Origin of the sequence: Pseudoclavibacter sp. CFCC 14310, from assembly GCF_008831165.1 — a bacterium.
Taxonomy (GTDB): Bacteria; Actinomycetota; Actinomycetes; order Actinomycetales; family Microbacteriaceae; genus Pseudoclavibacter_A.
The window spans coordinates 135,078-142,993 of sequence record NZ_WBKC01000005.1; the positions used below are offsets into that span (position 1 = coordinate 135,078).

Genomic DNA, 7,916 nt, shown 5'->3' on the forward strand with positions numbered 1-7,916 from the left:
TGCGCGTGCGATCACATGTTCAGCGTGGCTCTGCCAAACCGGATCAGCGTAGATCTTGTATGCCTCAAGTGAATATTCGGGCAGCCGCACACACGATGCAAGCCAGGTGAGCTCATCTGCGCTCTGCGCCACGGCTTGCGCGCCCACCTGCGCAAGTGCAGTACGTGCTTGATCCAGCTCGCGGATCGCCGCCACAACAACAGTGGGTCCAGCAGGTGCAGACGGCAGGTGCCGAATGAGCCGCCATGGATGGTCGGGCCGAGGTCTCGCAGCCGGTGCGTCATCGGCGAATGCACGAAGCCCTGATCGCATCTCGTCGTATGCATCTCGCGTCAGAGCTGCGACGAAATCGATGCTGAGTGACAACGTAGGTTCTGAGATGGGTGAATTGCTCTTCTGCGCCACTGCCTTCTGCCACGCCCGATACAGGTGAACTCCCAAGACATTCTGATCATAGAGTGCCTGACGGTAGCGGCTGAGCTTTCGGCGAGTGGCCCGCACCTCGTCGAGCGTGTCATCGGAGTCGTCGACGAAGTCTTCCAGCGTCATATTGAGCGTGGCCGAGAGACGAGCACGAACGTCAGTGAGCGAGGCGCCCTTGTCGTGCAGATCGAGCATGAACTCTTGCAGGCCCAAGTCACGAATCCTTCTGGCGACCACATCGAGTGCAGCCTGCTTCTCAGCGACGAAAAGTACTCTCTTCCCCCGTCTCAGCGCAGTGGCGAGCATATTCGTGATCGTCTGAGACTTGCCGGTTCCCGGAGGTCCTTCCAACACGAGCGTGTGCCCCGCAACTGCGTCAGAGACCGCCCGCAGCTGGCTGCCGTCTGCCGGCAGCGGAGACGCTGCGAAGAGAACGTCTAAGTCCGCCTCGACCGGGCTACTCGTGTTCGCCCCTGCACTCTGCGGCATCGGTTCGGTTGGATGCTGGATGAGATGGTCGACCAACGTATTCTCTGAGAAGACTTGCCAGTTCTCGTCGAGGTCTTTCCACATCCGGTACTTTGAGAAATTAAAGATGCCGAGCCAGACGTCAGGGGTGACAGTGAAGGCGAGCCCCGACGCCGAGAGCTCCGCGCGCAGCTGATCGAACAGAGCCAACACATCGAGTCCAGACGCATCGCTGATCGGATCCTCCAGGCTGGCAAGCGAAACGCCGAACTCGCTGCGAATCTTCTGCAGCAGGCAGAGGTTGATGGTGGACTGCTCGCCAGGATCCTGCACGATGTGCCACCGGTGTGCGCGCAACTCAAGCGCGACCGGGACCAGCACCAGTGGTGAGTGCACCGTGCGTCGTTTGCTCTGCCAGGTCAGCGTCCCGAACGTCAGATAGAGGTTGCTGGCGCCCGACTGCTCCCGGTTGGTGCGTGCGTCTCTTGCCAGACCGCGCATGCGGCGGGCGAGGTCTTCCTCACCGAGAGCAGCGAACACCTCGCTCTCCTGGCTCTCTTTGAACAGGCTCTCACGCTGTTGGAGCCCGATATCCTCGGCTCGAGCACGCCCTTGCTCATGCAGCACGGACGGTAGGTCATCCATCGAACGCAGCCCGATGCGACGCTGCCGCCCACTCACATCGTTGATGCGATCCTCCAGGCGAGAGGCGATACTCGCTGTCGTAACCAGCTCAATCGATCGTCGCGCAGGCCGATTGAGCAATCCGTTGCGAAGACTCAGGTCAAGCAGAGCGTTCTTCCACTGCGCGACGCGTTTGGGCGTCGAGGTGTCTGCAGGTTCGGCTTCGGCCCCCGCATACTGTTCAGGCTCATAGCCCTGTACCGCTGAGAGGGTCTCGGACTGATACTCGACAATTGTGGTGCTGCCATTGTCTTCCTGTACTAAGGCCGGCAGAGCACGGACACCGGCAAGTCGCGCTTTGACCACGTCGACAACGCCGACCAGGTTTTCGGGCGTCAGATATCGGCGTGGAGACCGCCTCGCCTGTTCGAAGTCAGTGACGTGTCCGACTGTGCACGCAGTCGTCTCGACGACTCCGATCAGCCCCCGATCAACAAGGTTGACCGCGCTAAGTGCGTCCGCACCGACCAAGGCTGGAGCGGCCAAGGCTCGTTCCTGCCTCCACCATCCGACAAACGCATGACCCGCAACCACCCAGACGAGCGGTCTGATCCCGACCGCTTCGAGAGCCGCCGCGAAGAGCACTGTTGTGTCCAGGCAGGTGCCGACTTGGGGGCCATGCAGCATGTCAGCGGGGTCCCGCACTTTCTGACCGGTGTCAGACCAGCTGGACGGCGGCTCGCTATAGCGCACACTTCTGCGTCGAATCACGTCGAAGACCGCAGCCACAACTTGGTCGACACGTTCTTCATCTTCTTGGTACCCCTGCAGCGAAGCATCCCCTGTGGTCTGCAGCAGGTCATCGGCAATGTCGCCGACCAATTCGCGTCGAATGCTGGGTGCGTTGGGCTTCACGAAATTCGCCAACAGCTCAAGGTCGAGACGCAGCTCTGTCGCACTGGCAACCCATTGATCATGAGCAAGGACCGACGTCTCGACGACCCGCCGCGTGACGGCTCCGTCTGGCAGACGAATGCTGACTTCAACGGCGCCGTGAGCGCGTTCGCTGAGACGCTGCATCTTCGCAGGGTCCAATCGCACGCGAAGAGCATCCAGCGACACGCTCTGCCCTGCAGGCACATCCACGAAATCCGGTTGCTGACCGGCAAGGAGCTCTTCACCACCGGCCTGCAGGGAGACGTCCAGCTGCAGTCCCGATAGGTCGACAGGGCCACGGTTGCTGATGAGAACCCGGCTCAGCACTGGAATGCCGCTGTGTGCATGTGCGAAGCTCACGACCGACGGGGCGTCGAACTCGATGGTGACGTCTTGTTCCGTTGCGGGCGACGGCGGCGCATCCGCTACCGTCGCAGGCCCAGCATCTTGCGCTTCTTCCTCGGCAGTGGGGCCGGACACGGTCGTTGTCTGTTGCGACGAGACAGACGTCAGAGAGCCGGTCTTCCCCAACCGTTCGAGTTCAGCGATGGTTGTCTCGTCCGCACCAATTCTGTCGAGAAGCAGCAGCATCGTCTCAATAGCATGTCTGGCTTCGCGTTCTGTCAGTTGCCCTCCGTGCGAAATGGTATTCCGCAGTGTTCTGAGCTCGCTGGCATACCCAACTCCGGTTGCGTCTATCCGTGCCGCGCAGGGTGATCCCAAGCTTCCGAACGACTCGGTGAGCATGCGGAGTTGGGCGTGTGGGTCATCAGGCGATATCTGACGGCGATCCCCGCCGTGCCGCTGATGATCCTTCTCAGCGAGCAGTTGAGGCCACGTCAGACCGCCGGTCAGTATCTCATCAAAGACCTCATCGAGAAAAGGCCGCACAGATCGTGCAAACAGATGAAGCCCTTGAAAGACGGTTGTCTCTGCCCCCACTGTCATTCTCCCCTGCGCGTTCTCGGACTGCATCCCTACTGATCAGTCGTCGTCAGCTTGTCGAGCCACGAGACTCTACATTACTGCGAGCCACCCACACCACGCTGTGACTTACCCTTCTTGCGCGCAGGCGCGAAGAGCATCAGCGACAGCTGCCCGTTCACCGACACCTCATACCTTCTTGCGCGCAGGCACGAAGAGCATCTACCCGACGGCGCCCGACCCGCCGACGAACCAGGCGGCCCACCACGCAAACCCGAGAGGCGCACCATCGGCACCGATCTCTTCACGCGCGTCACCCTGCGAATCGGGCAGCCGCTTCGCGTGCACCATGAACCGATGACTGCTGATGCCGATCGGCGTGCAGGTGGCGGTGGGGATTGTCCTACTCGAACGCCCTGCTACTCCGGGGATCCCCTGGTCACCCGCCGGTTCCACCTCCGTTGCTGTCGGCTCACCAGAGCACGACAGTTACGGTAGCGAGGGAATTGCCACGCTGAGCGACGCGTCCGCGGCCTTGCACGGCATGAGCGTAACCACGGTGAAGCGTCAGAGTCGCTGCAGAAAGCCGAGATTCTCTCTTTACGGGACTTCCCTGTGTTATTTATGCAAACAACTGCAGAGACAAGGCTGTGAACGCCCCCAAGGACATCCATGGGCCGAAGGCAACGGCCTCTCGACGCCCGATGCGACCTCCGACGAGCAGAACCGCAGCGGCAGCGCCTCCAAATAGAAACGGCAATAAAAGGCCCAACACAATGCCGTTCCAACCGTGCCACCCGAGCGTCAGCCCGATCAGCGCTGCGTATTTCACATCGCCGAGGCCAAGACTCCCGTGCGAGACCACCGCGATCATCAGATAGACCCCGCCAAGGGTCGTCAGCCCGGCAAACGCGGTGAGCACACGCAGAGGTTCTCCTGTGCCTGACGCTTCTTGAGCGCATGCCGCCTCGCTGAGCGAGACAGAGAAGTAGAGCAGCCCAATCCCGACCAGGCTCGGGTAGACGATGCGATCTGGGATCTTCCGTGTCTGCATATCGATGACGGCAATCGCTCCGGCGATGACGATGAACCAGACGGTCGCGATCCAGATGCTCGTTCTCTCGATCCCACAGGCGAGCGGAACCGTACCGCTCAGGTCGGTCGTCCCGACCACTAGGAGAAAGACTGTCATGACCACGGCGGTAACCCCTTCTGTCCGGGGGGAGAGCCCCGGACACTCCATTCGGTGTCGATTTCAATCTCATCGCGTGTTCGAGATGCCGCCCAAGGTATCCGGATCTGCCGGAATTTACCGCAGATTCCGGCATGCGGTGGAGCACCCGCACGCCATCATGCTCTTGTGCAGAATTCGGCCCGCCCTATTTCCGCGAGACTCGCTGAAGTGGTGAGCATCTGTTGTTTCCCCCATCCGCACTCAATCGAGTGTGCTCAAATGACGTCAAAACCGCCCCAAACGGCCGCACTTGGGGCGGTTCGATGACGGCGGCAGTGTTTAGGAGACGGTAATTGAATCGACGCGCGGGGCTGCGTCAGAACCGGAGACATGGCACTCCACGACCAGGTCTTTGCGCTTCGCATCGTATGCGTTCTTGATCGTGGTCGTCACCTTCACGACCCGGCTGTCTCTCACGATACGATCGCCCAACATCCCGATTAACAAGTGAGCCTTGAAGCAATACGGGAACTGAGCTTTGCCGGCCTGAGTGCACGCCACAGAGGCTCATCCCTAGGACAGCCCACTGGGCGTTGCATCCGATCTCTCCGGTGCCGCAGGCGCAGGTGCCTCAGGCGCGTCCTCATCCGCCGGGCTCGGTGCAACAGGAGTCGGTGTCGCGTCATCAGACTTTGCTGCGCAGGGGACTTGACCCTTGTTCTTGGATGCGTTGATTCCAGCATGGTGCTGGGGAAGCGAGAATCTCAGACATGGTTCGGAAAAAGTACACGGATGAGTTTCGCCGTCGGGCGGTGGACTTGTATGAATCGACGCCTGGTGCGACGTTGAAAGGGATCTCCGCTGATCTGGGTGTCTCTCGTGGCGCGCTGAGGGAATGGGTCGACAAGCTCGGCTCTGGGGCAACGACCTCGGCAGCGGGTACGCCTGTGGCACCAGGGCGTCCGGAATCGCAGGCGGCGAGGATCGCCCGTCTGGAGGCGGAGAACGTCGTGTTGGCGGCGGAGGCCAGGAAGTTGGTCGAGGAGCGGGATATCCTCCGTCAGGCGGCGAAGTATTTCGCCGGGGAGACGAACTGGTGAACCGCTTCCAGTTCGTCGAGGATCACAAGGGCGCCTATGGCGTGAAGCGGTTGTGTGAGATCGTTCAGATCGGCCGGTCCTCGTTCTACGCGTGGCTGGCAGCCGCGCCGGGGCGGGCAGCCAGGGCGGCCGCAGACGCGGCTCTCGCCGATCGAATCCGGGTGTTGCAGGACCCCGACCAGGGCGGTGACCGCGCCTACGGCGCACTCGCGGAGCTTCAACGCCACGCTCAAACGAGAACTCCTCGAGCACACGACGGCGTTCCCTGACCAGGCCACCGCCCACCGAGCCGTGTTCGCATGGGCCAACCGCTACAACACCCGAAGACGACACTCCGCGATCGGCAACATCAGCCCCAACACCTACGAAACCAACCACACAGCCACCGCATCCGCTACCCTCACAACAGCGGCATAACCGAAACAACACCGTGTCCACAATCAAGGGGCAAGGCCCGTGTTCACGTCGCACCCCACCCACTACGCTCGAATCATGTGCGGACGCATCGTTCAGACCAAGACCTCAGACTATGTCGCTCTGTTCGACGTCGAGCAGGATGACACCGCCGATTTCACCCCGACATGGAATCTCAAGCCGACCCAAAGCGCACTGGTCGTCGCAGACGGAGACAAAGACGGCATCCGCCGGCTCACGCCAGCACGCTGGTCACTGGTGCCGACCTGGTCGAGAGAGCTGAGACTCACGTTTCCGACGTTCAACGCACGCATCGAGACTGCCGGGCAGAAGCCGACCTTTCGGGCGTCGATGAAGCGCCGGCGCTGCGTCTTTCCGATCGATGGGTATTACGAGTGGCAGACCGTCGGCAAGACCAAGACGCCGTACTTCGTGCATGCCGGCTCGGAAACGACGCCGCTCGCGCTGGCCGGGTTGTACAGCTGGTGGCGCGACCCGAGCGCGCACGCCTCACACGATGCGCCCACAACGGGAGGCAGGGGCGGTTCTGCGGCGAGCGCTGCGCCAGACTCGGCGGCGGATGCTTCACGCGAGCCCGGCGCACACGGTGACGGCTGGGTGCTCACCGCGACGGTGCTCACACAGCCCGCGGCGCCGGAACTCGATTGGCTGCACGATCGCATGCCGGTTGTGCTCGATCCTCATGTGTCGGGCAGAGGGCTGCTCGATGCGTGGCTCGACCCCAACGTCGACGGCAGCGACCTGGCACACGACGTGAAGGCCGCGAGCGCAGCAGCGGCTGAGTCGATCGTCTGGCACCAGGTCTCTCAGCTACGTGGTGATGGGCCCGAGCTGATAGCACCCATTTGACCAGCAGCAAGCCCCGCAGAACAGCCCAGTTAACCTCGGGGCCCCGCTGGCCTCGGAATGCACCACTCTGCGGGCTGGCGTGCCCTGCAGTGGCGGAAGCCCCTATCCGATCTACAGTTCTTGTGGCAAAAGCCGACGCAAACCACGAAAAGTGCCCACCACGCTGGCTGGTCAGTGAGCGGCGAGGCCGACGCGACGACGGGGAGCAACCCCCGCAAATCTCGCAATGTGATCCGCAGCGGTTCTCAGCAGCTCCGCAGACAGCACGCAAGGCGACAGATTCAGCGCAGATTCATCGATACGTTGTGGATGAGCCTCCGGTCGGGTTCGCTGCACAGTGCACCGCCCCTTTGCATTGCACAGCGGCCCGACCGGCGTTCAGAAGATGACCGGGACACCCCTAAGTGGACAGACCGCGGTCAAGTCCCGTGGTGTGGTGTAACTGTTGGTGATCTTTCTGGAGTCGGTGTTGGTGTTGGTTAGGCGCTGAGTTCGGGGGTGGTGTCGGTCACCTCCTCGGGTTCGGTGTCGGGGACGAGGGTGAGTCTGCTCTTGGCGAGGATGTCGAGGCCGAGGTAGCGGCGGCCTTCGGTCCATTCGTCGGTCTGTTCAGCGAGGACGGCGCCGACGAGGCGGGTGATCGCGTCCCTGTTCGGGAAGATGCCCACCGAGTCGGTGCGGCGGCGGATCTCCCGGTTGAGGCGTTCGTTCGGGTTGTTCGACCAGATCTGCTGCCAGAGGCCTTCGGGGAACCCGGTGAACGCGAGGATGTCCGCGCGGGCGGTGTCGAGGTGGTCGTGCGCGTTCGGGAGCTTCCCGTCGACGTACTCCAGCAGCCTGTCGAACTGGGCGTTGACGGGGTGGGCGTCGGAGGTGACCAGGCGCACGCCGGCCAGGCCGCGGGCGACGAGGTCGGCGAAGAACGAGTTCCACGCAGCTCCCGTCTCCAATGTCGCGACCTGCAGGCCAAGGACCTCGCGTCG

The 7,916-nt window shown here is 62.2% G+C and carries 6 protein-coding genes and 3 pseudogenes; 4 read left to right on the forward strand and 5 right to left on the reverse strand.

What is annotated here, in order from left to right; all coding sequences use genetic code 11:
- Positions 1-630: 630 nt before the first annotated feature.
- Positions 631-2,595: pseudogene (locus F8O06_RS12560) on the reverse strand (DUF4011 domain-containing protein); the annotation flags it as partial.
- Here F8O06_RS12560 and F8O06_RS12445 point away from each other — a divergent pair.
- On the forward strand, positions 2,491-2,736 hold the full coding sequence (locus F8O06_RS12445) for a hypothetical protein (protein WP_225733513.1): 246 nt from the start codon (positions 2,491-2,493) through the stop codon (positions 2,734-2,736). The pseudogene F8O06_RS12560 and the gene F8O06_RS12445 sit on opposite strands and share 105 nt — an antisense overlap.
- Before the next feature lie 291 nt (positions 2,737-3,027).
- On the opposite strand, the pseudogene F8O06_RS12565 reads toward F8O06_RS12445, so the two are convergent.
- The 3 genes and pseudogenes from F8O06_RS12565 to F8O06_RS12085 form a co-directional block, all read right to left on the reverse strand.
- Positions 3,028-3,426, reverse strand: a pseudogene (locus tag F8O06_RS12565) (Swt1 family HEPN domain-containing protein); the annotation flags it as partial.
- 171 nt (positions 3,427-3,597) lie between these two features.
- Positions 3,598-3,726 carry a hypothetical protein gene (locus F8O06_RS12490; RefSeq protein ID WP_263970010.1) on the reverse strand — a complete coding sequence of 43 codons (129 nt, stop codon included), beginning with the start codon at positions 3,724-3,726 and terminating at the stop codon, positions 3,598-3,600.
- Between the two features lie 271 nt (positions 3,727-3,997).
- A complete protein-coding gene (locus tag F8O06_RS12085; protein WP_192496953.1) occupies positions 3,998-4,567 on the reverse strand; it encodes a prepilin peptidase in 570 nt (189 codons plus the stop codon).
- 752 nt (positions 4,568-5,319) lie between these two features.
- Here F8O06_RS12085 and F8O06_RS12090 point away from each other — a divergent pair.
- The 3 genes and pseudogenes from F8O06_RS12090 to F8O06_RS12095 form a co-directional block, all read left to right on the forward strand.
- Positions 5,320-5,828, forward strand: a pseudogene (locus F8O06_RS12090) (transposase); the annotation flags it as partial.
- Positions 5,829-5,835: 7 nt separating this feature from the next.
- The gene (locus tag F8O06_RS12570) at positions 5,836-6,066 is read left to right on the forward strand and encodes an integrase core domain-containing protein (protein WP_412973468.1); all 231 of its coding nucleotides are present in this window, start codon (positions 5,836-5,838) and stop codon (positions 6,064-6,066) included.
- A 75-nt stretch (positions 6,067-6,141) separates the two neighbouring features.
- Entirely contained in the window at positions 6,142-6,933 is a 792-nt protein-coding gene (locus tag F8O06_RS12095; RefSeq protein ID WP_158038795.1) for an SOS response-associated peptidase, read from the forward strand.
- 479 nt (positions 6,934-7,412) lie between these two features.
- Here the strand turns inward: F8O06_RS12095 and F8O06_RS12100 are convergent.
- On the reverse strand, positions 7,413-7,916 hold a 504-nt coding region (locus F8O06_RS12100), incomplete at its 5' end, for a transposase (RefSeq protein WP_192496954.1).